Annotated in this window: 27 protein-coding genes; all 27 read left to right on the top strand. The window is 41.4% G+C overall.

Going from position 1 to position 25,132, the window contains the following annotated elements; all coding sequences use genetic code 11:
• Positions 1 to 27: 27 nt before the first annotated feature.
• The 27 genes from EP1_RS06895 (at position 28) to EP1_RS06770 (ending at position 25,107) form a co-directional block, all read left to right on the top strand.
• Entirely contained in the window at positions 28 to 1,389 is a 1,362-nt protein-coding gene (locus EP1_RS06895) for a phage portal protein (protein ID WP_067625597.1), read from the top strand.
• Positions 1,286 to 2,038, top strand: coding sequence for a head maturation protease, ClpP-related (locus EP1_RS06890; RefSeq protein ID WP_102573172.1), 753 nt, complete (start codon positions 1,286 to 1,288; stop codon positions 2,036 to 2,038). The genes EP1_RS06895 and EP1_RS06890 overlap by 104 nt, the downstream gene beginning before the upstream one ends.
• 3 nt (positions 2,039 to 2,041) lie before the next feature.
• Complete coding sequence (locus EP1_RS06885) at positions 2,042 to 3,259, top strand: phage major capsid protein (RefSeq protein ID WP_067625593.1); 1,218 nt, start codon at positions 2,042 to 2,044, stop codon at positions 3,257 to 3,259.
• Between the two features lie 11 nt (positions 3,260 to 3,270).
• Positions 3,271 to 3,582: a head-tail connector protein gene (locus EP1_RS06880; protein ID WP_010753824.1), complete on the top strand. Its 312-nt coding sequence runs from the start codon at positions 3,271 to 3,273 to the stop codon at positions 3,580 to 3,582.
• Positions 3,579 to 3,917, top strand: coding sequence for a head-tail adaptor protein (locus tag EP1_RS06875; RefSeq protein ID WP_067625591.1), 339 nt, complete (start codon positions 3,579 to 3,581; stop codon positions 3,915 to 3,917). The genes EP1_RS06880 and EP1_RS06875 overlap by 4 nt, the downstream gene beginning before the upstream one ends.
• Positions 3,910 to 4,341, top strand: coding sequence for an HK97-gp10 family putative phage morphogenesis protein (locus EP1_RS06870; RefSeq protein WP_067625588.1), 432 nt, complete (start codon positions 3,910 to 3,912; stop codon positions 4,339 to 4,341). Before EP1_RS06875 ends, EP1_RS06870 begins: the two co-directional genes overlap by 8 nt.
• The gene (locus EP1_RS06865) at positions 4,338 to 4,679 is read left to right on the top strand and encodes a hypothetical protein (RefSeq protein WP_067625581.1); all 342 of its coding nucleotides are present in this window, start codon (positions 4,338 to 4,340) and stop codon (positions 4,677 to 4,679) included. The genes EP1_RS06870 and EP1_RS06865 overlap by 4 nt, the downstream gene beginning before the upstream one ends.
• A 1-nt stretch (position 4,680) precedes the next feature.
• Complete coding sequence (locus tag EP1_RS06860) at positions 4,681 to 5,271, top strand: major tail protein (RefSeq protein WP_067625580.1); 591 nt, start codon at positions 4,681 to 4,683, stop codon at positions 5,269 to 5,271.
• A 6-nt stretch (positions 5,272 to 5,277) separates the two neighbouring features.
• Entirely contained in the window at positions 5,278 to 5,661 is a 384-nt protein-coding gene (locus tag EP1_RS06855) for a hypothetical protein (protein ID WP_021722431.1), read from the top strand.
• Positions 5,662 to 5,914: 253 nt separating this feature from the next.
• On the top strand, positions 5,915 to 6,343 hold the full coding sequence (locus EP1_RS06850; protein ID WP_067625574.1) for a GNAT family N-acetyltransferase: 429 nt from the start codon (positions 5,915 to 5,917) through the stop codon (positions 6,341 to 6,343).
• Between the two features lie 88 nt (positions 6,344 to 6,431).
• Positions 6,432 to 8,993, top strand: a complete 2,562-nt coding sequence (locus EP1_RS06845; RefSeq protein WP_067625572.1) for a phage tail protein — start codon at positions 6,432 to 6,434, stop codon at positions 8,991 to 8,993.
• A 76-nt stretch (positions 8,994 to 9,069) separates the two neighbouring features.
• Positions 9,070 to 9,591 (top strand): hypothetical protein, encoded by a 522-nt coding sequence (locus EP1_RS06840; RefSeq protein WP_067625569.1) that lies wholly within the window; start codon positions 9,070 to 9,072, stop codon positions 9,589 to 9,591.
• A gap of 66 nt (positions 9,592 to 9,657) precedes the next feature.
• Positions 9,658 to 10,350, top strand: a complete 693-nt coding sequence (locus EP1_RS06835) for a phage tail protein (protein ID WP_067625566.1) — start codon at positions 9,658 to 9,660, stop codon at positions 10,348 to 10,350.
• Complete coding sequence (locus EP1_RS06830) at positions 10,347 to 14,399, top strand: phage tail spike protein (RefSeq protein WP_067625563.1); 4,053 nt, start codon at positions 10,347 to 10,349, stop codon at positions 14,397 to 14,399. The genes EP1_RS06835 and EP1_RS06830 overlap by 4 nt, the downstream gene beginning before the upstream one ends.
• Before the next feature lie 9 nt (positions 14,400 to 14,408).
• Positions 14,409 to 14,570 (top strand): hypothetical protein, encoded by a 162-nt coding sequence (locus EP1_RS13425; RefSeq protein ID WP_157065580.1) that lies wholly within the window; start codon positions 14,409 to 14,411, stop codon positions 14,568 to 14,570.
• The gene (locus tag EP1_RS06825) at positions 14,557 to 14,964 is read left to right on the top strand and encodes a DUF1617 family protein (protein WP_067625560.1); all 408 of its coding nucleotides are present in this window, start codon (positions 14,557 to 14,559) and stop codon (positions 14,962 to 14,964) included. The genes EP1_RS13425 and EP1_RS06825 overlap by 14 nt, the downstream gene beginning before the upstream one ends.
• Positions 14,965 to 15,384: a phage holin family protein gene (locus tag EP1_RS06820; RefSeq protein ID WP_067625556.1), complete on the top strand. Its 420-nt coding sequence runs from the start codon at positions 14,965 to 14,967 to the stop codon at positions 15,382 to 15,384.
• A complete protein-coding gene (locus EP1_RS06815; protein ID WP_067625550.1) occupies positions 15,374 to 16,288 on the top strand; it encodes a peptidoglycan recognition protein family protein in 915 nt (304 codons plus the stop codon). Before EP1_RS06820 ends, EP1_RS06815 begins: the two co-directional genes overlap by 11 nt.
• Before the next feature lie 206 nt (positions 16,289 to 16,494).
• Positions 16,495 to 16,677 (top strand): SHOCT domain-containing protein, encoded by a 183-nt coding sequence (locus tag EP1_RS06810; RefSeq protein WP_010753809.1) that lies wholly within the window; start codon positions 16,495 to 16,497, stop codon positions 16,675 to 16,677.
• Between the two features lie 60 nt (positions 16,678 to 16,737).
• On the top strand, positions 16,738 to 18,288 hold the full coding sequence (locus EP1_RS06805) for a recombinase family protein (protein WP_067625547.1): 1,551 nt from the start codon (positions 16,738 to 16,740) through the stop codon (positions 18,286 to 18,288).
• Entirely contained in the window at positions 18,285 to 18,701 is a 417-nt protein-coding gene (locus tag EP1_RS06800) for a recombinase family protein (protein WP_245630589.1), read from the top strand. Before EP1_RS06805 ends, EP1_RS06800 begins: the two co-directional genes overlap by 4 nt.
• A 1-nt stretch (position 18,702) precedes the next feature.
• Positions 18,703 to 20,253 carry a recombinase family protein gene (locus EP1_RS06795; protein ID WP_067625542.1) on the top strand — a complete coding sequence of 517 codons (1,551 nt, stop codon included), beginning with the start codon at positions 18,703 to 18,705 and terminating at the stop codon, positions 20,251 to 20,253.
• Positions 20,254 to 20,382: 129 nt separating this feature from the next.
• A complete protein-coding gene (locus EP1_RS06790) occupies positions 20,383 to 21,708 on the top strand; it encodes a DUF262 domain-containing protein (RefSeq protein WP_010753804.1) in 1,326 nt (441 codons plus the stop codon).
• Positions 21,708 to 23,486, top strand: a complete 1,779-nt coding sequence (locus EP1_RS06785) for a GmrSD restriction endonuclease domain-containing protein (protein ID WP_010753803.1) — start codon at positions 21,708 to 21,710, stop codon at positions 23,484 to 23,486. Before EP1_RS06790 ends, EP1_RS06785 begins: the two co-directional genes overlap by 1 nt.
• A 335-nt stretch (positions 23,487 to 23,821) precedes the next feature.
• Entirely contained in the window at positions 23,822 to 23,950 is a 129-nt protein-coding gene (locus EP1_RS13730; protein ID WP_067625539.1) for a hypothetical protein, read from the top strand.
• A gap of 27 nt (positions 23,951 to 23,977) precedes the next feature.
• Positions 23,978 to 24,391, top strand: coding sequence for a hypothetical protein (locus tag EP1_RS06775; protein WP_174519742.1), 414 nt, complete (start codon positions 23,978 to 23,980; stop codon positions 24,389 to 24,391).
• Between the two features lie 47 nt (positions 24,392 to 24,438).
• Positions 24,439 to 25,107: a 2,3-bisphosphoglycerate-dependent phosphoglycerate mutase gene (locus EP1_RS06770; protein WP_067625536.1), complete on the top strand. Its 669-nt coding sequence runs from the start codon at positions 24,439 to 24,441 to the stop codon at positions 25,105 to 25,107.
• Positions 25,108 to 25,132: the final 25 nt, after the last annotated feature.

The raw sequence follows: 25,132 nt of genomic DNA, 5'->3' as shown, positions 1-25,132 counted from the left end.
ACCCAAAATTCAGAAAGGAAGTAACCAATGGGAATATTTAACCGACTCTTTAAGTCGAGAGACAAACCAATGAACCAAACCATTAGCTCGCCATACCGATTTATGTTTGGTGGGACAACGGCTGGAAAAGTCGTAACTGAACAAAGCTCTATGCAGATGACGGCAGTCTATTCTTGTGTACGCATCTTAGCGGAAGCGGTCGCAGGCTTGCCCCTACACTTTTACAAGTATCGTGATGGCGGTGGGAAAGAAAAGGCTGTCGACCATCCGCTTTACTTCTTGCTCCATGATGAGCCAAATAGCGAGATGACTTCATTCGTGTTTCGAGAAACGCTCATGACCCATTTATTGCTTTGGGGTAATGCCTATGCTCAAATCATCCGAAATGGGAAAGGTGAGGTGGTTGGCTTGTATCCGCTAATGCCTGACAAAATGACGGTCAATCGCGACCAAAACAAAGAGATTTACTACCTCTACACGGTAGATTCCGGACCACAAGTTAGGCTTTCTAAGGCAGAAGTTCTTCATATTCCTGGGCTTGGATTTGATGGTTTGGTAGGATATTCGCCTATTGCCATGGCTAAGAATGCGATTGGAATGGCGATAGCTTGTGAGGAGTATGGAGCTAAGTTCTTTGCGAATGGTGCTAATCCCGGTGGTGTCCTTGAACATCCAGGAACATTGAAAGATCCAGTCCGCATCCGTGAAAGTTGGAACGCAACCTTTGGAGGGTCATCCAATGCCAGTAAAGTAGCCGTTCTCGAAGAAGGGATGAAGTACAGCCCCATATCGATTTCACCAGAACAAGCGCAGTTCCTAGAAACTAGGAAATTTCAAATTAACGAGATAGCTCGAATTTTCAGAGTGCCACCACACATGGTTGGTGACCTTGAGAAGTCGAGCTTTTCAAATATCGAGCAACAGTCACTAGAATTTGTGAAGTACACCCTCGACCCTTGGGTGATGCGGTGGGAACAGGCTATGACCAAAGCCCTCCTCTCATTGGACGAGAAAAAGGACTACTTCATCAAGTTCAATGTGGACGGACTTCTTCGTGGTGATTATCAGTCACGCATGAACGGTTATGCGACAGGACGTCAAAACGGGTGGATGTCAGCTAACGATATTCGAGAACTTGAAAACCTCGACCGTATTCCTGAAGAGGAAGGTGGGGACTTGTATCTCGTGAACGGCAATATGCTACCGCTCAAAGATGCTGGAGCATTTGCCACAAAAACTAACGAACAGGAGGAAGAAAGCCAAGATGAAGAAGTTTTGGAAGTGGGTGAATCAGACACCGAAAAATCTGACGACACCCGAAACGCAGGAGAACCAAGAGCCAAGCCAAATCTCCGACCGAACCCTTTACCTCAACGGACAAATCGCTGAGGTTAGTTGGTTTGATGATGACATCACACCACAACTATTCAAAGATGAACTGATGAGTGGCGAAGGAAATATCACAGTCTGGATTAATAGTCCAGGTGGCGATTGTGTGGCGGCAGCTCAGATTTACAACATGCTGAAAGAATACTCGGGTGACGTGACGATTAAGATTGACGGACTTGCGGCTTCGGCAGCATCAGTAATTGCAATGGCAGGCGACAAAGTGGTAATGAGCCCCGTTGCCATGATGATGATTCACAATCCGTCCACGGTTGCGTTTGGTGACCGAGTGGATATGCAGAAGGCAATGGCTATGCTTGATGAAGTGAAAGAAAGTATCATCAATGCTTATGAAATTAAGACCGGCATGAGTCGAACGAAACTTGCGCACATGATGGATGCTGAAACGTGGATGGATGCGAGGTCAGCGGTTGATTTAGGTTTTGCCGATGATGTTGACGGTAAGGTTGACGAAGACCTACCTAAGATGACTTTCTCGGAAACCACGGTGATGAATTCACTCATGGATAAAATCGCCAAGCGCTGTCGCATTAAGCCAGCTGAACCAAAAGAAGAAACAAAACCAACAAATACTGTCAAAGCCGATTCTCTTGAGGAACGGCTATTTTTAATGAAAACATGGAGGGATTAACCTATGAACCAAATTCAAGAATTGATGGAAAAACGTAAACTCGCTTGGGAAGGTGCGAAAGCCTTCGTTGAAGCGAAGAAAGACAAAGACGGTTTGATGTCTGATGAGGATGCCAAGACTTACTCTGACATGGAGAAAAAAGTCGCTAACTTTACCAAAGAAATCGAGCGTATGCAGTCTATGGAAAACATGGAACGTGAAATGGCAAAACCTATGTCTGAGCCTTTGACCTCGCAACCCATGCAAGCTGAAAATAATAACGACAAACCCAAGAAGACAGGTCGTGCCTCAAACGAGTACAAAGAAGGCGTCCTTCAAGCCCTTCGGTCAAACTTCCGCCAAGTCTCAAACGTCCTTCAAGAAGGAGTTGATGCTGCCGGTGGTTATCTTGTTCCAGAGGAATACGACAAACGCTTGATTGATGGATTAACTTCTGAAAACATCATGCGCTCCCTTGGAACAACCATTACGACCAGTGGTGAGCACAAAATCAATATTGCAGGTAACAAACCCGCAGCTTCATGGATTGAAGAAGGTGGGGAGTTGAGCTTTGGGGACGCAACCTTCGACCAAATCTTACTTGATGCTCACAAACTTCATGTGGCGATTAAGATTACTGATGAGTTGCTTTACGACAATGCCTTCAACCTCGAAAGCTACATCATTGACCAATTTACTAAAGCCCTATCCAATGCCGAAGAAGATGCCTTCTTGAATGGTGACGGTGTGGGCAAACCACTTGGAATCTTTGCTGAAACTGGTGGCGGTCAAGTTGCGGTGACAACCAACACGCAAAGCTCTATTACGGGTGATGAATTAATCAACCTCGTTTACGCTTTGAAACGTCCATACCGCAAAAATGCGAAGTTCATCATGAACGACCAGACGATTGCTTTACTCCGCAAACTCAAAGACAACAATGGTGCCTACTTGTGGCAACCAGCAGTCCAAGCAGGTGAACCTGATCGCCTTTATGGTTATCCGGTTTACACGTCTGAGTATGTGCCAACGGTGGCTGCCGGCAAACCTGTCATTGCCTTTGGTGATTTCAGCTACTACAATATTGGCGACCGTGGCGTGCGTTCATTCGACCAACTTCGTGAACTTTTCGCAGGTAACGGCATGGTCGGTTTCCTTGCCAAAGAACGTGTGGACGGGAAACTTGTCTTACCTGAAGCGGTTCAAATCTTGAAGATGAAAGCATCCGCTGCTGCATCTTAAGGAGCAAGCCTATGAGCGATTTACTTGAGAAGGTAAAAGCGAATCTCATACTCGAGCATAGTGAAGATGATGAGCTGTTGGAACGATTGATTCTGACGGCTCTTTCCTATGCCGAAAGCTACCAACACCTTACAGAAGGCTATTATTCGGAAAATGAAATCCCCGCCACGACTGAACAAGCAATTATCATGCTTGCCAGTCATTTTTATGAAAGTCGTGACGGCTCAACAGCAGGTTTCTTTTCTGATAATGTCAATGCCAGTAGTCAAGTCTGGAATACAGTCAATCTGTTACTCCGACTAGATAGGCGGTGGCAAGTATGAGTTTTGGAAAAATGAATCAACGGATACAGATTGTAAAGACGACCAATCGAAAAGATAGTGCGGGCTTTGTGAGCAAACAAGATGAGGTTCTGGCAAGTGTTCGAGCCTACAAGGAAGAAAAGAACGCCACCGAGAAGTGGTTAAACCTATCCACATTTAGTTCAGCAACCTGTCTATTTCGTCTGAGGGTGATTCCAAATCTCACGGTCACAACTGAAATGGTGATTCTCTCTGACAACGATAGGTATCAAATCATCTCCGTTGAAAACGTTCGAAACCGAAGGATGTATCTCGAAGTTCTGACCACGAAAGTTGAGGTGAGTGCGGATGGCTAAAGCGATGATGAAGATGCCCGAGGACTTCTTGACGAAGGTTTCAAAACTGGAAAGCAAGACAGATGAAATTTTGCCACGAGTGTTAGAGAGTGGGGCTGAGGTGGTGGAAGCGAAAGTGCGAACCAACCTCTCAGCCGTTGTTGGTGCAAATACCAAGGTTGAAAGTCGGTCAACTGGTGAGATTGAACAAGCACTCGGCACAACACAAGCTCGTCAGGATAAAGACGGGAATTGGAATATCAAGGTAGGATTTGATGAACCACGGTCTGATGGTGATTCTAATGCCAAGATTGCCAATATCCTCGAATACGGTCGTCATGGTCAAACACCAAAACCATTCTTGAAACCTGCTAAGTCGCAATCAAGGAAAGCTTGTATTGAGACGATGAAGGAAAAATTGGAAAGTGAGGTGGAGGGAATTTGACCATACTGGAGGAATTAACGGGTCTTTTGACACAACTTGATATTCCAAGTGAAACGGGAGCATTTAGTGATTCAGATCCCGATACTTATGTGGTACTCACACCACTCACTGACCGATTTGAGATATTTGGAGACAATTATCCTCTGATTGATGTGAACGAGGTTCGGATTTCATTGTTCTCAAAAGTCAACTATCTGGAATTACAAAAACAAATCACTCAAGTACTGCTGCAAGCTGATTTCACGATTACGGATCGATTGTTTGTAGGCTTTGAGAAAGAAACGAAATATTTTCATGTGGCGATAGATGTCGCCAAACATTACGAAATGGAGGGATAAGATGGCTACGATAGGTTTAGATAAACTCTACTTCGCACCAATTACCGAAGCCCCAACAACTGGGGAAGAAACATACGGCACGCCAACCATGCTTGCCAAGGCAATCTCTGCTGAACTTTCAGTTGAGTTAGCAGAGGCGACTTTGTTTGCGGACGATGGTGCATCAGAAGTGGTAAAAGAATTTAAGAATGGGAAACTCACGCTTGGCGTGGATGATATTGGCCGAAGTGTGGCTGCGGTGCTTGTGGGAGCAACTGTTGACCAAAACGGTGTCTTGATTTCAACGACTGAGGACGGAGGCACACCAGTTGCGATTGGTTTCCGTGCTCGTAAATCAAATGGGAAATACAAATACCTATGGCTTTACCGAGTGAAGTTTGCTGTACCAAGCACAAGTTTGGCAACTAAGGGTGACGACATTACTTTCTCAACCCCAACGATTGAAGGTACGGTGATGCGTAGAAACAAACTTGATGGGCAAGGCAAGCATCCGTGGAAAGCAGAAGTGGACGAAAATGATACGGGTGTTGATGCTGCAACCATCAGTGGGTGGTACGCAAGTGTCTATGAACCAGAATTTACGGAGGCTTAGAATATCATGACAGAAGAACGAAGTGCCAAGATAACGCTTGGCGGAGATGAGTATGAACTCATTTTGACCACCAAAGCAACGAAGGAAATCGCCAGTCACTATGGTGGATTAGAAAACTTGGGCGAAAAACTCCTCAAGTCCGAAAACTTTGAACTTGCCCTGGATGAAATCATCTGGCTGATTACACTTTTAGCTAATCAGTCCATCAAGATTCATAACTTGAAGAACAAGGACGACAAGAAAGAAGAACTCACGACTGAGTATGTTGAGCTATTAACTTCTCCGCTTGAGTTGGCGGAATACAAGTCAGCGATTACGGAGGCAATGTTCAAAGGCACAGCTCGCAACATTGAAAGTGAGATTGAAACAAAAAACAAAGCAGGCGAGTAAGTGATATTGAAACATTTACTCGCCTTTATTACTACGGAACAGTTCAAATGGGTATGACACCAGATGATTTCTGGTTCTGCCCACTTGGATTGTTTTTAGATTTGTGGGAATGCCATAAGCAATTCACTGGCATCAGCAAGCCTAAAATTGAGATGTTCATTGATGATATTATTCCCGCGGGAATTTAGATTGAAACAAAGTGATATCTGGGAGGAAAAGAGGTATCATTTACTCAAAGAGAGGAAGGATTAGTATGAACATTCGACTTGCAACGCTTGAAGATGCTGAAGAGATACAAAAGGTTAATACTGAAGAATTGCATTATGATTATCCGCTTGGAAAAACCAAGGAAATGTTGGAGTTAATCTTGTCACTAGACTGGCAAGTGATTTATGTTGCTGAGATAGACGGGGAGTTTGCTGGCTATGTGCAGGCAAACAAATATTTGGGAACTTTTGGTGATTTGCTTGTGAATATCATGGGACTTGCCGTTTCAATAAAATTTCAAGGTCATGGTGTTGGAAAAGCACTCATGATAGCTGCAGAAGCATGGGCAAAAGAAATTGGTGCAGAAGGTGTACGCCTCAATTCGGGAGAAGAACGACCCGAGGCACATGCATTTTACGAAAAGATTGGCTATGAAAAAGTTAAATTTCAAGCAAAATTCCAAAAAGTGTTTTAACGATAATTCAATCATAAAGAATTAGGCATTTAGCAACCGGGCTAAGTGCTTTTTTCGCGCCTAAAAATCTGAGAGGAGGTGAGATTTCATGGCAGATAACTTTGGATTAAAGATTGGTGTTGAAGGTGAAAAAGAGTTCAAAAATTCCCTTCGTGAAATCAACCAATCCTTCAAGGTGCTAGGTTCAGAGATGAAACTAGTATCGTCTGAGTTTGATAAGAACGACAAAAGCATTCAGGCGGTTTCTGCCAGGAATGCCGTCCTCAATAAGTCGATTGATGCTCAGAAAGAGAAAATTACCACACTTGAAAGTGCGCTTCAAAACGCATCAGACAGCTTTGGAGAAAATGACAAGCGAACACAAAACTGGGCAATTCAGCTCAACAATGCCAAGGCTCAGCTGAACGGCATGGAGCGAGAACTTGCCACCAACGAGAAGGCACTTGACTCAATGGGGCAAGAAGAAGTCGATGTCACCAAAGAAACGGATAACCTTGGCAATGAACTCGAGGATACGGGTGATGAGGCAGAAAAGTCTGGTGGCAAATTCGAGAAGTTCGGTGGTGTCCTTAAAGGCATTGGCACAGCAATGGGAGCAGTGGCTCTTGCTGCGGGTGCTGCCGCAATTGAATTAGGCAAACAAGTGGTATCAGCTTATGCTGACTATGAACAATTGGTCGGTGGGGTTGATACCCTTTTTGGTGATGCGTCAAAGACGGTTCAGAAGTCAGCGGATAATGCCTTCAAAACGGCAGGGATGTCCGCTAATGAATACATGGAAACAGTCACAGGTTTCTCTGCAAGCTTGATCCAGTCGCTAAATGGTGATACGGCAAAGGCAGCGGGTGTAGCGGACCAAGCCATCACCGACATGAGTGATAATGCCAACAAGATGGGCTCCAATATGTCCGACATTCAGAATGCTTATCAGGGGTTTGCCAAGCAGAATTATACGATGCTAGATAACCTGAAATTAGGGTATGGCGGGACGAAAGGCGAGATGGAACGTTTACTTGCTGATGCTGAGAAAATCACGGGCAAGAAATATGACCTGTCTAACTTCGCTGATGTGACAGAAGCCATTCACGCCATTCAAACCGAAATGGGCATCACAGGAACGACCGCCAAGGAAGCAACTGAAACCATCAGTGGTTCAATTGACGGAATGCAGTCAGCGATTTCAAACTTGATGGCTGGACTCGGAAATGCTAATGCAGATATTGGCTCGCTGATTGGAAATGTGGTTGAGTCTTTTCAAAATGTCCTCAAGAACATCATTCCCGTGATTGAAAATATCGTGTCCGCCTTACCCGCTGTAATTGATGCGGTCATTGGGGCAATTGGACTCTTGTTGCCAACCTTACTTGAGGCAGTGACTTCCTTGTTCTCACAGGTCTTGCAGACGATTTTGGGCTTATTACCGACACTTATTCCTGTGATGGTTCAAGCAGTCCTCACGATCGTTCAGACCTTGATTGAGAATCTACCTCTCCTCATCAATGCTGCCTTTCAACTTGTGACAACCCTGATTCATGGTATCGGTGAGGCGTTGCCTGAACTGATTCCGATTACTATTCAGGCAATTATCACGATTGTGAATGGGCTGATTCAGAACTTACCATTGCTTTTGGGTGCTGCCCTACAACTCATCATGGGACTGGCTCAAGGATTGATTACTGCACTACCTATATTGATTGGTGCGTTACCTCAGATTATTACAGGTATCGTGAACTTCATTATCAGTTCCATTCCAGTCATTATTCAGACAGGGATTCAGCTGTTGACCTCGTTGGTATCGGCATTGCCTGACATTATTACAGCGATTGTGTCAGCTATCCCAGCGATTATCCAAAACATCATCAATGCGGTGATTGGCGCTATTCCTCAGTTGATTGATGCAGGTATTCAACTCTTGGTTGCTTTGATTGGTGCTTTGCCACAAATCATCACGACTATTGCGAATGCCCTACCTCAGATAATCAATGCCATCACGGGGACATTGGTTGGAAACATCGACAAGATTATCCTTGCAGGTGTGAAGTTGCTGGTGGCTTTAGTTCAGAACCTGCCAGCCATTATTTCTGCGGTCGTCAAAGCCGTCCCTCAAATTATCACGGGACTTGTGAATGCCTTTGGAGAATATATCTCGACAATGGGTAACATTGGTCTCAACCTCATCAAAGGTTTGTGGAATGGTATCGCTGATGCCGCAGGGTGGTTGAGAAACAAAATCTCAGGCTTCTTCGGTGGTGTGGTGGACAGTATCAAGGACTTCTTTGGCATTCACTCACCATCAACCTTGTTCCGAGATGAAATTGGGAAGAATATGGCTTTGGGGATTGGCGTTGGTTTCGATAAGGAAATGACGGGTGTGGCGAAAACCATGCAAGATGCCATTCCAACCAAGTTAGATATGCCGAACTTCGATATTGATACAGGTATTCATACCGCTATCGACAGCACTTTTTCAATGCTTGATTTAGGAGCCAAAGTGGATGCACTTACAAATATCACGACTGAAATGTTCCCGGCACTGCTTAAAGCGATGGACATCAAGATTACGCTTGATGATGGGACATTGGTTGGACGGCTTGCACCTGAAATAGATAAGAGCTTAGCTGTTTTGAGACGTAGGAATTATGCTTACTGATTAAGGAGTAAAAGCGCAGTTTTGATTTTTGATGTATAATTTACATACACGAAATTGTAAACCGAGGAGAATTATTATGGGTAATATTATTGATGATGTGATGGGGCATATTACTCCAATTGACAAAAAAGAAGTTGATGAATTTAAGTTGCTCGTATCAGAGGAGGCATTTCTGACAGAAAATCGTGACAAAATTACTTTTTCAGAAGGATTCCCACCCGAATTAGCAGGAGCAATTAGCGGATTGGGCGCTGGAGCAGTTGGCATCGGAGTGGTATTTGCTGCTTTTGCCGGAATGAGTGGTGCTGAGATTATGGCTGCACTTGCAGGATTTGGTGTTGCTGGAGCCGTTGGGGGTATCGTTAGTGTAGCTGCGGTGGTAGCAGCACCCGTTGCACTGATAGGAGGCGGAGTGTATCATATCGCTAACCAAAACAAACTGGGGCGTGAGCTTGAGCGTTTGTTCAAAGAGTCAATTAAATTCGAAGAACAACTTGCAGGTGACGATAGAGAAAACGTGAAGGGCTTGATTATAGCTACCAAAGAATATCGTTCAAAACTTGCCAATAAGCATCATGACTTAAAGAAACTTCTCTAAAATATATCGAGATAATCTAAAGATCGCATGAGCGGTCTTTTTTCATGTTCAGAAGGAGGTGGTAGTTTGAACGCGTTTATTCTAGACGGAACGGTTAATTCACGGACTGACCTTGGACTCCGTATCACGCAAGTTCCATTCATTCCGACAAGTGAACGAGTGATTGAGAATATCGAGGTGGATGGACGAGAGGGAAATTTGACTTTGCTCAAAGGTTGGAAGGATATGACGTTTAGTCTGAAAGCCGTTATCTGGGCAAAGGATGTGTGGACGGTCTGGCGAACCCTCTCTCCTCAAATCCTAAATGCCAAGACCATCAGCTTTTCCAATGATCCGTCAGTCTTTTATAAAATGAAAACCGTCCAAGCTAGTGGTTTAACTCAGGTTCTATCTACCATGTGGGAGTTTGAACTCGAGATAACGTGCTTGCCATTTCGCTATAAGTCGGGCGTTCCACTTATCAACCGAACCTCATCAGGAACGGTGACAAATAGTGGAAATGTCTACTCATTGCCGCGAATTAAAGTATTCGGCAGTGGGACGAGGACACTCACTATTAATGGCAAGCCAATCGTCCTCAACTTGCAGTCAGAGTATCTGATTATTGATAGCGAGTTGAAGGAATGCTTTTATGGCGATGTGGCTGCGAATAACTTGATGACAGGTGATTTCCCTGAGTTTCGAGTTGGCTCTAATACCGTTACGCTTGGTACAGGCATTACCAAAATAGAAATTGAACCGAGGTGGCGCTATCTATGATGATTTTATATGAGAAAACTGAATCAAATTTCAATCACAATGGTCTCGCTGTCCTTGATGATACTATCGTAAGCCCGGTTGTTTCCGAACAACTCAATGGGCTTTTTTCTTTGGAGTTTGATTATCCCATTCACGCTAAGACAAGCGACAAACTGCGACCTGAGATGATTGTGAAATGCCCAGTGCCTGAACTTGAAGACCAGCTCTTTCGGATTGTTGAGCGTGATGATTCCCTTGGTGGTCTTTTGCATATTGTGGCACACCATATTTTCTACGACTTGGCGAAGAACCTGATTGAAGATACTTATATCGTCAATAAGAACGGCAGTGGAGCATTAACACAACTCCTTGGTGCAACGGCTGTCGGGCACTCATTTACTGGAACATCCAATATCTCAACCGTCAACAATGCCCGCTTGGTGCGACTAAACCCTGTGGAGGTCTTGCTTGATATCGATTTGGATAATGGCTATCAGGCTCGATATGGTGGCGAGGTTGTGCGGGATAACTTTTCCATCTCCATGCTTAGCCACCGCGGCAGTGACAATGGGGTGCAGATCCGAGACAAGAAGAACCTCACAGGTTATAAGGCTGATTTGGACTATTCGTCTATCGTTACTCGTATTATGCCAGAGGGCTATGACGGCTTGTTCTTGCCTGAAAAATATGTCGATAGCCCTCTCATCAATAATTACGTTAGTCCTAAAATCAAAGTCATCAAGTATGACGGTGTCAAAGTTGGAGATGAAGAAGGTGAATTTGCGACTAAAGAGTTAGCCTATGCGGAACTCCGGCGACTTGCAGCACTGGAATTTACGGTATCTCACATTGACTTACCGACTGCGACCTATGATGTGGAGTTTGCCCCACTTGAACGAACTGAGGAATACAAAGAATTCTTTAGCCTTGAAACGATTTATCTTGGGGATACGGTTTCAGTCATTCACGCAGAGGACGGCTTTAATGTGACGGCTCGAATGGTTGAGTACAAGTATGATCCACTCTTGAAGGCTTTCATTTCCATCACACTTGGCAACGTCATGCCTAAGTTCACAGATGTGGCAAAGGACATCAAGAATGTAGATACCAAGGTAGAACAAGCCAAAGATGATGCGAACTATGCCTTGACGGCAGCCAACGGTAAGAATACCAACTTCTATGGTCCGGATATACCTGCCAACCCTAAGGAAGGTGATGTTTGGTACAAGGGAAATGGTGACAAGTTAGAGATGTGGGTTTATGAAACTCGTGATGGTGTGACTCAGTGGTATGCCCTAGCCAATGACCTGACAGCTGAAGAAGTGAAACAAGCAGTAGCTCAGGCTCAAGAGGAATCGGCTGATGCATTGGAGAAGGCTAACAACGCCTTTGATGAGGCAATGACCGCTTTGGAAAATGCTAATAAAGCCAACTCTACCGCAAACACTGCTAGCCAAGTAGCGGACTCAGCTTTCAAAAGGTCTGTCAAATCATCAGCTGTGAGTTATGCAGTCGGCACAAGTGGCACGATAGCACCAACATCAGGATGGCAAAGCACAGTGCCATCTCCCTCCTCAACTCAGTATCTTTGGACGAGAACAGTGTTTACACTTCAAGATAACTCTACGACCACTTCCTATTCGGTTTCCAAACAAGGGGTCAAAGGGGATAAAGGAGATAAAGGTGACACAGGGGCAACGGGTAGTCCAGGAGCGAATGGTGCTCCCGGTCAGAACGCACCAACCATTACCTCGGTTCGTGAGCAATTTTACCTGTCAACCTCAAGTACCAGTCAAATAGGAGGAGCTTGGTCAAACACCATTCCGACTTGGTCGAGTGGCAAGTATTACTGGACGAGAGTGGTGACAACTTATTCGGATAGTACGACAACGACTTCAACGGCAGTTCTCGACCAAGGCTTGAACCAATCATTGGTAACAGCACTTGAAGCGAAATCAGCAACTGAAACTCTGACCACTACCGTAAATCAGCATGCCACAAAAATTGAAATGGCTGCGACGAACATTATCAACCTCCAAGGACGGATGACGACAGCTGAGTCGACACTTACCGTTCAGGCAGGTCAGATAGCTGCTAAAGCGAGCCAAACTTCGGTAGATTCGCTAACTGGCAGAATCTCGAGTGCTGAGGCAAGCCTGACGGTTCAAGCAGGACAGATTGCGAGCAAGGCAAGTCAAAGCTCCGTGGATAGCTTAACGGGTCGAGTAATCTCGGCTGAAACCCTTATCCAACAAACGTCAAACACCATGCTGTTGAAAGTCTCTGAACTACAAGACGAAATCGGTGTGCCTTTCAAAGTGAAGAACTGGGAACAAGGTTCTCTAAGCACGGCTGATGGTTCGGAGATTTCTGCGACCAACTATATCCGCTCTGAGTATATTGATGTGGTAGAAGGGGACAAGCTCATCGGGCAAAGACGTGATGGGTCATCCTTAACGGTTTACTACCATTACTATGGTTTCACCCTGCCTTATGTGGACTATGTACCAGCTGCGAAACAATACGTGGAAAAGTTGGCGGTTGGGACTTATGACAATGCCACAATCGTTGATTATCTCAACTCAAAGGCAGTTGAAACTTTATCCATCACGGGTTCAGTCACTTCCAATCCTTATGCCTCGGCTGAGGACTATCTGGTGATTTACAAGCTACCAATGGGTGGACGAGCACTGCCCAACATCATCACTTGGAATGGTCGAAAAGACACGTCTGATAACATCGTCTTGCTTTATGCGGGCGGAACGTGGCAACAAATCGACACGGTCACGAACTCAAGTAATGCCATTCATACGTGGAATATCACTCCTGAACAAATATCGGGAATGCTTGGTGACTATGTTTATATTGCTTTCTTCTCAATCAAAAACGGCTCGTATGCGGGGATTTACAATGCGACCACGAGCCCATTTACATTGAACCCAATGGACGAATCCGCTTATACGCAGATTTCCTATCAGAGTTCATCTGGCGTAGTAACTGTGCCAAGTAACGTTCTGAAACTCAGAGTTCGGGTGAATACGACCATTAAGCCTGATGAGTATGACGGCAATGTTTTCTCAGCAACTGCCCGAGAGGACTATTCGAAAGCCAATACTGTCTATTCTGCCATTATGATGCAAAAGGAAATTATCAACCTTCGAGTCGGGAAAGGTGACGTGATTAACCAAATCAATATCTCGCCTGAAAGTATTTTGATTTCTGGTAATAAAGTCCATATCACAGGTCAAACAACCATTGATAGTGGGGTGATTACTTCGGCGATGATTGGTAGTGCAGCCATTACCACTGCAAAGATTGCGGATGCCGCCATCACGAGTGCCAAGATTGCCAGTCTTGATGCAGGGAAGATTACGACAGGTACACTTTCTGCTAGTCGCATTGCCGCAAGTTCTATCACGGCAGACAAGCTCGCAGCAAATATCCTCACAGCAATTACGGCAAGTAGCTCGATTCGAATTACAGGCACGACTATTGGCTATTATTCTGGTAGCACGCTTGTGACCGAAATCAACTCTCAAGGGATGACCATTAGACGTGGTGGCACAACGGTTGGGACGATTGGTGCGAATAACATCAGTGGGCATACCGATTGGCGTGGTTTAGTGTTTGACCTTGAGTACGGGACGGAGTACATGACATGGGCACATAAGGACAGTTCATCCGCTAGCTCTTATACCACTAAATTTAGTTGGTTTTCAAGAACTTTACAGTCTGGTATGGAAAAAGGATTTCATTTTGATGATGATATTTATTTACCAAGTACACTCCGAGTGGGAACACAACATCAGATTTCTGTTGGTGGGATTACTTTCAGTAGCTCACTTTATACCAAAATTGGTTCAAGTACTGGTAGTGCAGGGATTGCCTTTAACGGTTCAAACTTAATGCTTGGTGACGATGGCCAGTGGGTGGACTTTGGTGTCATTCGAGAAATCTGTAAAAAGCTTGCCGGACGAACCATCGCTTTGCCAACTGGCTTTAGTAGTAATGGGACTGCAAGTGGGTGGTACAATCCTGAAAGCTTTAACTCAATGACCACGTACAGTTAGGAGGCAGAAATGGAAGAAGTAAAAGATATTGAAACAACAGCAGAAATTCATGAACCAGAAAAGCCAATCGATAATCAAACAGATATGATGGATTTACTAGTGATGGTTGTCGATGACCTTTGTGTTCAAGTAGGTGATTTGAAAGAGAGGATAGACAATGCTCAAGATTAGAAATGAAGATTTGGTGGACGTGATGAACTTCTTAAAAGGTTTCGAATTGCCACCAAAGATTAGTCGAGTACGAACAAAGCTTGCAAAATTAATCCAAGTAAAAATCGATGAACTCTATCAGGATGAAGTAGATTTACTTCAAAAATATGGGAAGAAGGATGAAAGCGGAAATCTCGTTCAACACGAAGGAACATTTTCACTCGTCCCAGAAACAGCAACTGAATATCACAAAGAAAAGGCAGACTTGCTCTATGAAGAAACCCACATTAACGTGGATGAACTTCAAGACAAGCTGCCTTTATTGGTTGCTGGATTTGAAAATAGTGAAGTCGCCATTTCAGGGAAAGATGCTGAGATGTTTGATTTAATTTTAGAACAATTGGAGGACATGTAAATGAAAGAAGCATGGAATTGGATTCAGCTCGCTATCGCTAGTGGCGGTGGCGTAGTTGGATGGTATGTAGGAGGAATTGACGGGTTGATTTATACACTTTTGACTTTTGTGGTAGTGGACTATGTAACCGGGCTACTTCGTGCAATCAATGAAAAACAACTATCTAGTCGAATCGGGGCAAAAGGGATCACCAAGAAAGTGTTTATCTTTTTACTGGTAGGGATTGCTCATATGCTTGATGTGGAAGTTATCAAGGGTGGCAATGTGCTGCGTGATGCTGTGATTTTCTTCTACATTTCAAATGAAGGTATTTCACTTTTGGAAAACGCAGTAGCGATTGGAATGCCTGTACCTGAAAAATTAAAAGAAATCCTACAACAGCTACACGATAAGAAGGGAGAACAAGAAAATGGGAATTAGTTCACTAGCAACCAAATATGGATTTCAAAGTTTCAGCCATTACTCAAACGGACGTAGTGGCGCAAAGGTTGATAAGATCGTTATTCATCACATGGCAACCACCAATTATGATATTGTGCCTGAAATTTGGAAAACACGTGAGGCAAGCGCTCACTATGGCATTGGCAAGAATGGTGAAATTCGTGCATACGTGGACGAGCAGAACACTGCTTGGCATGCCGGCAATTGGAACGCCAATATTTCAAGTATCGGGATTGAACATTGTAATAGTACGGGTTCACTTAATTGGGGGATTAATCAAGCAACCATTGATGCCAGTGCTAAGCTTTGTGCGGATATTGCCAAACGATATGGTTTAGGGAAACTTGTGGTCAACAAGAATATCTTCCCACATTCCTATTTCTCAGCAACATCATGTCCGGGGCAGCTGCTTGGTAAACTACAGGAAATTGCAGACAAAGCAAATGCAATAAATAATGGCGGAGGTTCATCAACACCAAGTACACCAACAAGTGACTTATATCGTGTTCGCAAATCATGGGCTGATGCCAAATCACAAGTTGGTGCGTATAAAGATTTGAACAATGCTAAGCGAACAGCAGATAGTCATTCTGGTTATAAAGTCTATGATCCGAACGGCAATCAAGTGTATCCAACGAGTTCATCAACATCAAACGTGAAAACTTTAGTGGTTCAAGTAAATGGATTGAATGTTCGTAATAAACCAAGCCTTAGTGGCACAGTTGTTGGATCGTACAATAAAGGAGCAACATGGACTCTCCCTAAAACAGAAAAACAAACTATAGCTGATGGTTGGGTCTGGGCACGTTGCCCGATTGGTTATTGTGCTGTTGGAAAGAATACTGGTAAGACCGAACCAGATGATTATATATTAATTTCATAGAAACAAATTTTAAGCCTACGAGAGTGATTAGTTTCATTCTTGTAGGCTTTTTTTTGATGCTTAGGGTTTACTTTCAGGATTTTGGTTCGCCTGTAACTCATAAAGGATAAATGGATTTTCAAGGAGTTGACTTTTTCGTCATGTATTAGGCGAAGGGGTGTACTTTCTTAAAAATCCTTTGCCTTAGATTTAGGAGGCGAAAAGCGATGGAAGATAAAACAAAAGAACAACTTAGCATCAATTATTCCAATGAGGCAGCATACTACATTTCTCAACAAATCCTTCTGAGCTTGCTTGTAGAAGGCAAAATCACCGAGGAAGAATATACAAAAATTGAACAGAAAAACAGGGAAACTTTCAAACCATTTTTATCTCGGATAATGGCGTGAATCGTTGATATAACGGCACTTTAGAGCTAATATGTCACCTAATAGAAAGGCGGTGAGTTGATGAAAACGATACACAAATTAGAACGACCAAAGTTGCCAGAGACTCCTAAATTAAAGGTGGCAGCCTATGCTCGTGTATCAACAGCGAGTGATGAACAATTATCGAGCTTAAAAACTCAGATTACTCATTACGAGAACTACATTCAGAAAAACGATCAATGGGAGTACGTTGGTGTCTATTACGATGAGGGGATATCCGGAACAAAAACGGATAAACGCGATGGTTTGCATCGTCTAATCAATGATGCGGAACATGGAAAAATAGATTTGATACTTACGAAATCTATTTCTAGGTTTTCACGAAATACGGTTGATTGCTTGAATTTGGTTCGTAAATTAACTGAAATCGGTGTCACTATGATTTTTGAGAAAGAAAACATCAATACCAGTGATATGGAAAGCGAATTATTACTTTCAATTCTATCGAGTTTAGCTGAAAGCGAATCTTACTCACATTCAGAGAACATGAAGTGGGCAAATCGCAAACGTATGGCAAAAGGAAACTATAAAGGTGTTCCACCATATGGCTATTGTCGAAAAGGGATTGATTTTCACTTAGTCCCTGATGAAGCAAAAGTGGTAGAGCAAATCTTTCAATGGACACTCAATGGGCTTTCAATGCATCAAATTGCATCGAAAATGAATGTGGCAAATATTACAACTAAAAGAGGAGTTAAGTGGCAGGCATCGGGAGTGAGCATTATTTTACATAATATTGTTTATACAGGAACGATGATTTTTCAACGTTACTTTAACGATGAGCAGTTTAAGAAACGAAAAAATAATGGTGAGCTTCCAATGTATCGTATTGATAACAATCATCCTGCTATTGTATCGATGGAAGAATATGAACGAGTACAAGAAATTATTCGAATCAGGGCAACTTCAAAAGGAAATACGAAAGATGGTAAAAACACGAATCGTTATGCCTTTTCAAAGAAGGTGCTTTGCGACAAGTGTGGGAATACTTACAAACGAATTCAAACATATTGGAAAGGGAACACTAGGAAAGTTCAATGGGGCTGTAAGGGGCATTTGAAAGATAAAAACTCTTGCGATGCCCTTCCCATTACGGATGAAAAGTTAAAAATTGCCTATCTCACGATGTTAAATAAGTTGATATTTGCCCATAAAGTAGTGTTAGAGCCATTGCTTAAACAACAGTCTAACGCTGCCGAATTAGAACGAGCATTGGATGAGATGTCTAACAAAGCATCAGAAATTGATGAAAAGTTGGAAGTGTTGGCAAGTCTAAATGCATCTGGAATTGTATCAACAAAAACGTCATTTGAAGAGCAAAATAAACTTCAATTGGAATTGAAAAATCTTCAAGAGGAGCAACAAAAGATAATCAATTCAGCTAATGGAAAGTCTACACAGAGAATTGAATTAGAAGAACTCTATCGATTTACGAAACGAAGTAATATGCTGACGGAATGGGAAGAATTATTGTTCTCAAGGTTTGCAGATCAAGTCATTGTTTACAACCGACAAGAAGTAGGCTTTAAGTTAAAATGCGGGTTGATTTTGAAAGAGAGGTTACCAGAATGAATAATACGATGCCATACGGCTATACCATAAAGAATGGGGCAATAATTGCAGATGAGTTACGGTCAAATCAAGTACAAGATTTCTTTAGATTGTATCTTGATGGTCTTGGTCTGAAAGAAGCAGGAAAACAATCTGGTATCAACAAACAACACTCAGTAATGAAACACATTTTGATGAATGAAATTTACGTAGGTACAGAAATTTACCCACAAATTATTGATGACGATACATTTCACCAAGCTCATCTGGAACAGGAGAAACGTGGGAAACACCTTAGAAAACCACAAAAAGAAAAACCTGTTGAAAGAAAAGAGATACCTATCCAGTTTGAAATAGGTGCGGTAATTGAAATATATTCTGACCCATTCAAACAGGCTCAATATGCATATTCAAAAATTAAGGAGGCAAAATGAAATGACTGGAAAGCAAGTCACCGTCATCCCAATGAAACCAAAGAAATTGGTGGCGGATAATACTGAAGAAAAACCAAAATTAAAGGTTGCAGCCTATTGTCGAGTTTCAACTGAGATGGAAGAACAGGCAAGTTCCTATGAGGCGCAAGTCCAACACTACACGGATTACATTCAGAAAAATCCTGATTGGGAGCTTGCGGGGATATTTGCAGATGAAGGGATTTCCGGGACAGATACGAAAAAACGTGCCGAGTTCAACCGAATGATTGATGCTTGTAAGAACGGTGAGGTCGAATACATCATTACCAAGTCGATTTCACGTTTTGCCAGAAATACAGTAGATTGTCTGCAATACATTAGGCAACTAAAGGAATTAAAGATTGCAGTGTTCTTTGAAAAAGAAAATATCAATACGATGGATGCCAAGGGGGAAGTGTTGCTAACGATTATGGCAAGTCTGGCACAGCAAGAAAGTCAATCCCTGAGTCAGAATACCAAGATGGGCGTGCAATATCGCTTTCAACAAGGACAGCTTAGAATCAACCATAATCATTTTCTCGGTTACACCAAAGATGAGGATGGGAACTTGGTGGTTGAGCCTAATGAAGCAGAAGTCATTAAACGCATTTTCCGAGAATACCTTGAAGGGAGTTCCTTGCAGGAGATTGCGAAAGGATTGATGGATGACGGTATCTTAACGGGTGGAAAAAGAAAATTATGGCGTGCAGAGGGCGTTCGGCTGATTCTTCGAAACGAAAAATACATGGGCGATGCCTTGCTCCAAAAGACATTCACAGTGGATTTCCTTACCAAAAAACGTGTGAAGAATGATGGTAGTTACGCTCAGCAATATTATGTTGAAAATAGTCATCCAGCAATTATTCCCAAAGATATCTTTATGCAAGCACAACAAGAACTGGATAGACGTAAATCAATGAAAAATAAAAATTCCCAATGCTTTTCAGGGAAGTACGCATTAACTGGTATCACCATTTGTGGTGACTGTGGGAATGTTTATCGCAGAGTTCATTGGAAGAATCGAGGAACCGTATGGCGTTGTAAGTCCAGAGTGGATAAACGAGAACACAACTGTAGTGGTCGCACAATCTATGAAAAAGATTTACACCAAGGAATTCTGCAAGCGATTAATGAAACGCTAATTGATCGAGACATTTTTCTCCAACAGCTAACGGACAACATCAATTCAGTTCTGACAGACGTATTGACTGAACAACTTGTGGTTTTGGATAAACAATTAAAAGATTTAGAATCTGAAATCATTAGCGTGGCAATTGGTGGTCAGGGCTATGATGAACTTGCAAGCCAAATATTTTCACTAAGAGATGAACGAGATGCGGTTGCAAAACAAATAGCAGCGAATACTAATTTGCAACAACGTGTTGATGAGATGGAAGCATTTGTAAAAGAACACGATGTCATCACCGAGTATAGCGAAGTGCTTGTTCGAAGACTGATTGAGAAGGTCACCATTTTTAAAAAGAACATTGTTGTTGATTTCAAGAGTGGTGTGAGTATGGCGGTTGAAATATAGAAATTAAAAGTTAATGCTTGCGGTAATCCGTGAGCATGTTTCTTTGTCTATAATATTAATCCTGAACCGTTCCAAAGGTAGATACATGTTATAATAGAATTAATGATTTAAATTAAGGGGGTAAGTGATTTGACACTACTTCAAGAAGAACTACAAATAATCAATGTCGACACTCTGATGAAGTTGAATCTTAAAATTCCTGAATATCAACGTCCATACCGTTGGTCTTCAAGTTCAACAAATACTTTATTTACAGATACTTACGAAGCTTTCAAGTCTAAAATTAATGAGTATCGGTTGGGTTCAGTAATTCTACATAAATCCAAAAATCCAAACACTCAGGAATATGAATATAATTTGGTTGATGGGCAACAAAGAACAACTACTCTTTCCATTTTATTGTTTGCATTAGGGGAAGATTTTCAAGTTCTTCTGAATGAGGAGTTTAAGCCGACTTCTCAGAACTCAATTAATAACAACTATACGTTATTTCAGAAACGAGTTAATGAATTGCAAGATGACGAGAGGGTTAGTTACAAAAAATATCTTAAAGAAAATTGTACGGTTGTAAAGATTGTTACTGATAGTGAACAAGAAGCATTCCAATTCTTTGATTCGCAGAACTCTCGTGGAAAGGCACTTAAACCTCAAGATCTCTTAAAGTCGTACCATCTAAGAGAAATGACAAGAGATCCTGAAGAATTAAAAATTAAGTTGATATCTGAGTGGGAAGACACTAATCAAAATGCTTTGGAAGAATTGTTTAGAACGTATCTTTATCCGGTTATACGTTGGTTTAGAAATCGTGACGGTTTGAATTACTCATCTGATAAGATTCAGGATTTTAAGGGAATTAAACAAGCTAATACATACAATTATGCTATTTATCATAAGGCGAGTAATATTTTCATTGAGCAAGTTAATTCAAGTGGTTCGAGTGAACTACTCAGTTCTGGAGAGCTAAATCAATTTCAATTAACTCAGCCAATTATTGCAGGTAAAAGATTTTTTGCATGGACGCTGCATTACTCAGTTTTATTGGAGCAAGTGAAGAATAAAATTGATAACTACCATAATCATAATAAATCTGAAATCCCAGACAAACGTACTGGGGACATTTATATCAAACAGCTTTATGAAGCAGCATTAATGTTTTTTGCAGATAGATTTGGTTTTGATGCGATTGATGATTCAATTATGCATCAATTGTATACGTGGAGCTATTCGCTAAGGTTAAAGATGAAGGCAGTTTATCCTCAAACGATAAATAAGTATGCTCGTGGGCAACATGATCGAATTAATAAGGATAAAGACCTGTTCAATTTGTTAAGCGAAATGGTAGATCCTCAAGAATTAAAAGCAGTAATTATGGAAAAAGTGGATGAATCTGATGTGCAAAATAATCAATACAAAACATCATATGAGTTAATGAAACGATGGAATGGGTGGAAATAATGGATAAGAATTTAAAGATGATACCGGTATCAAGGATATTTTCTAATGTACATTATGAAGTACCAATTTATCAGAGAAATTATGCTTGGGAGACCGATCAGATAGAACAATTGATTGAGGATATTAATAGCTCTAAAGATGACTACTTCCTTGGAAATTTAATAGTCAATCAAAAAGAAAACAATGTTTACGAGGTCATTGACGGTCAGCAGCGTTTAACCACTTTATACTTACTTGAACGATATTTAGGCATTCCATTCGCAAAGGATGCACTAAGATTTGAAGCCCGAGAAAAATCCAATAGAACGTTATCTGCTTTGCCTGATACTAATCAATTAACGGATGAATTGCAATCTGCTGAAATTAAATCAGGTTTTAAAATTATTGATGATTACTTTGAAAAGATGGGACTAAAATCCGAGCAGGAATCTTTTATTAGACGATTGGATAAAGTCAATCTTATTCGTGTTCAGGTTCCAGCTAAGATTGACTTAAATCATTATTTTGAAATTATGAACACTCGAGGCGAGCAACTTGAACTCCATGAAATTGCAAAGGCCAATTTTCTGTCAAAAATCGAATCTAAAGAAGATAAGGCCATCGCAAATGATATTTGGGAATACTGCTCTAATATGGATTCGTATATTCAAATGAATTATCCAAAAGATAAGAGGGATAAAATCTTCAATAGTGATTGGAGCGATTTGTCAGTTAAAACTGTAAATTTTGATTCGTTAAGATCCTATTATCATGATGTAGTTATAGTAGATGAGAAGATGTCTCTCAGAGATATTCTACAAGGAAAAGGAAAAACAAAAGATTCTAATAACGATTCTGAAGAACCAGAAAACGAACGCTTTGAGTCTATTATTTCATTTCCTAACTTTTTATTGCAAGTCAACGCGGCACTTACTAGGTCAAGCAATGATGACGATGACTCAAGCCTTGATGATAAAAATTTTTTAATCAATTTAGAAAAAAACTGGAAAGATGAATCTTCAGCTAAGGACTTCTTGTTCATGTTGTTGAAGTCACGTGTTTTATTTGATAAGTTCGTTTTGAAACGTGAGTATGCTCGTGATTATAAAGAAACAGGGAAATGGTCACTTCAAAAGCTTGAGAAATATACGGATAATAAAGGTAATAAGCCAAAATACGTTGGGACTTTTGGTGGCGATGAAGATAATCGAAATAAACAAATTCGCACATTACAATCTGCACTTCGTATTACCTACACATCACCTAAAACTATGCATTGGATTTCTCTAATTCTGACAAGCTGTTTAAATAATGATGATTCTGATATTTTACAAATTCTTGAAGCTTATGGTCAAACTAAAGTAGATGCTTCGGGATACACAACGGCGACTGGATTCAGTTTTGAAAGAATTGTATTTAGCTATTTGGATTATCTTCTTTATCGAAACGGATATTCATATAATGGAAAAGAAGTGGTAAGACCTCTTGCTGATGACTGGCAATTCCAGTTTAGAAGTTCAATAGAACATTTTTATCCACAGCATCCTACTGAATTGGTGGTATGGGCTAATGAAGATTTGAACTGTTTCGGGAACTTAGCACTAATTACAGTTTCAGGGAATTCAACGTTTAACAATGCGATGCCGGTTGGGAAAGCTAGCACCAACCCTGGAATTATTGAACAAAGTTTGAAGTTAAAAATAATGACTGAGATGATGAGACAGAATGATAATAACTGGAATCAAGAATTAGCTCATAAACATCAAAGGGAAATGTTTAACGTTCTTGAGAAAGGCTGATTTGTTCCCACAAACCTATTCAATCTATCAACTCAAAAATTATAAACAACCGTCATTATAGTAGTAAGATACAGAGTGTACTTTCAACGCATATTGAAAGTATTGTGCTTTTAACGAAATAGAAAAATCAAATCGTTTTAGGAAATAAATTTGCAGCAGAGCGGAAGCTGGTCTTCCGTTCTTTTTTATTGAAGCTTTGAAAAACTAAAACTTCAAAAGTATTTCAAAAGAGCTTATTTTGGAAAAAACTAAATGGCTGATTAGCGAGAAAAATAAGCAAAAATTCTAATTCTCAGGTATAATCGATCATGTGAATTGTAAAGGCGGTGTATGAAATGAATCAAAAAGAAAAAATGTTGGAATTAATTAAGAAAAAACAAGGTGGCGGCCGTTCGAAAAAAATGGAAACACCAAAAAACGATCGCAAGAATATGCGTAAAGGTCCAAAGATCTTTAACAAATAATGCTTGAAATGAAAGGAGCCGATTAGCTTGGGAAACATTTGGCTGCAGCGACTGACGAAAGTTTATCAGAAATATGCTGAATTGATGCGAGGACGTTATGGCAGATTGGATCAAATTAATAAGGCCTTATTGATTGTCTGGGCTGTGATGATGCTCCTAGACCGCTGGATTCCTTTATATATTGGTTATATTCTTGGTATCGTGGCTTTTGGTATGGTTCTTTATCGGTTTTGTTCCAAAAAGATCTATCCCCGGAGTAATGAAAATCAGAAATTTATCCAGTGGCTTGCGCGGGTAAAAGATTTTTTCAAAGGCAAAAAAGCACCGTACCGCTATTTTAAGTGTCCAGAGTGCAAGCAGAAGATGCGGGCACCAAAAGGACGTGGGAAAATCAAAGTTACGTGTAAAAATTGTCATACCCAATTTGTCAAAAAGGTCTAGTTTTTAAAACTAGGCTTTTTCTGATATGCTAACAACGAGGTGATTAAATGAAACTAATTTTAGTCCGACATGGTGAAAGTGAAGCAAATTTTGAAAATTATTGGACCGGCTGGCTAGATGTTGATTTAACTGAAAAAGGGATCCAGCAAGCTAAAAGCGCAGGGAAAAAAATTAATGCTGCCGGTTTGTTGATTGATCTAGCCTTTGAGTCAAAATTAAAACGTTCAATCAAAACGGCTCAACTGATTTTGCAAGAAACTCAGTCTAGCTTTGTACCTGAATATAAAACGTGGCGCTTGAACGAACGGCATTACGGTGCTTTAGTAGGGAAAAATAAAGATAAAATGATCGAAGACTTTGGGGCAGAGCAAGTCAAGAAATGGCGACGCGATTTTGAAGAGGTTCCACCGCTGACAAAAGACAACCATTTTGATCGCCGCTACAATGACTTGGATCCGCGCTTGATTCCAAAAGGTGAGAGTCTACAGATGACCTCCAAACGGGTAATTCCTTTATGGCAAGACCAAATTGCGCCCAATTTATTGGCTGGAAAGACCGTTTTAGTTTGTGGACATGGGAATAGTTTGCGCGCGTTGGTTCAATTTCTGGAAAATATTCCGACCGATCAAGTGGATCAAATTGATATTCCTAACGCGACGCCGGTAGTCTACAGCTTTGACCAGCGTTTAACTATTACAGGAAAAACAGTTCTATAAAAATATTATGTCAACTTTAAAAAGG

The organism is Enterococcus pseudoavium NBRC 100491 (assembly GCF_001544295.1).
GTDB lineage: Bacteria > Bacillota > Bacilli > Lactobacillales > Enterococcaceae > Enterococcus_A > Enterococcus_A pseudoavium.
Note: the sequence above shows the minus strand (reverse complement) of the source record. Positions and strands in the feature narration are given on the sequence as shown.